Raw genomic sequence first — 1,201 nt, 5'->3', positions numbered from 1 at the left:
ATTCATTGCTTAATCCCTATTTAAAAATTTCAATAAAAAAAAAAAAAACAGAAGCTCAGTAAACTGCTGAACTCCTGGTTTTATCTTAAAAATTATTCGTTTTTTATTTTAAAAATACAATTGAAAATTTGCTTTAATAAGTGGTTTATCTCTCTCTGTTGATTATCGGTTACATTTATGATTACATTTCTTCCATCTTCTGGGTCTCTACTTTTCTCTAGAAAACCTCTTTTGGATAAAAATTTAACACTTTTCACAATTCTAGATTGATCTATACCTATGTAATTAATAATATCAGTCATAAAATACATCTTTTGCTCATTTTGATATTCATTCAAATAAATTAACACTAAATAATTATCCAAAGTAAGATTAAATTCTTTTTTTAAAATTTTTCGAATTTTAAAAGTAGCTAAAATATTCTTTAATAATTTTATATTGCTTTTCACTTGTATATCATCGTTCACAAAATCATCCTCATTTACTTTTTCTTAATATAGTAACATCAATAAAATAAAGCGCAACTTAAAATTATGAAGAAATTAATTTATTTAGCGTAATATTTAATTTTAATGAATTTATTAATGAATATTTTTACGTTAAATAGAGACTTCATGGATGCTTTTCAGTTCTTACAACGAATGATGTTTTCATTAATTTTTTAAAAGAAATTCTATATATTTTTTTATTATTAAATAAATATATAAATAAATTGGTTAACATCTCTTCTCAAATAGTGAAACATATATTAATTTTTAAATAAAAAGAATTGTAAAATGATACTTGATAGGAGAAGTAAGATGAGGTTAGATGAAGATACTCTAAATAAAGTTAACAGATTTATAGATATTGAATCTTATATTTATTATTTAACAAGAGAATTAAAACAGAAAAGTGAATTTTCTTTAAAAGAATTACTCATTTTAGCATATATATTCTACAAAGGTGAAAATAATATTTCACTTAAAGAAATTATCAGTGACATTCTATGTAAGCAGTCAGAAATAGTTCAAATTATAAAATCATTAGCAAAAAAAGAGTACATAGAAAAATCTAGAAATACTAGTGATGAGCGTCGTATATACATTTCTGTTAATTCTATACAGCAGGAATTGATTTCTAATAAAATCAAATTTCTAGATAATATTATCTTCAAATTCAATTTAAAAAATAACTATTCTAGTAAAAGCTGGGTTCCAAA

The 1,201-nt window shown here is 21.9% G+C and carries 2 protein-coding genes; one reads left to right on the top strand and one right to left on the bottom strand.

Annotation, left to right across the window (positions count from 1 at the left end; genetic code table 11):
• Positions 1-92: 92 nt before the first annotated feature.
• The gene (locus tag CD113_RS12435; protein ID WP_002464540.1) at positions 93-467 is read right to left on the bottom strand and encodes a transcriptional regulator, SarA/Rot family; all 375 of its coding nucleotides are present in this window, start codon (positions 465-467) and stop codon (positions 93-95) included.
• Positions 468-800: 333 nt separating this feature from the next.
• On the opposite strand from CD113_RS12435, the gene CD113_RS12915 reads away from it, so the two are divergent.
• Positions 801-1,201, top strand: a 401-nt coding sequence (locus CD113_RS12915; RefSeq protein WP_240622784.1) for a transcriptional regulator, SarA/Rot family, incomplete at its 3' end; no start/stop codon positions are given.

The organism is Staphylococcus simiae (genome assembly GCF_002902085.1).
GTDB classification, from domain to species: domain Bacteria; phylum Bacillota; class Bacilli; order Staphylococcales; family Staphylococcaceae; genus Staphylococcus; species Staphylococcus simiae.
This window is presented reverse-complemented; position numbering and strand designations above follow the sequence as displayed.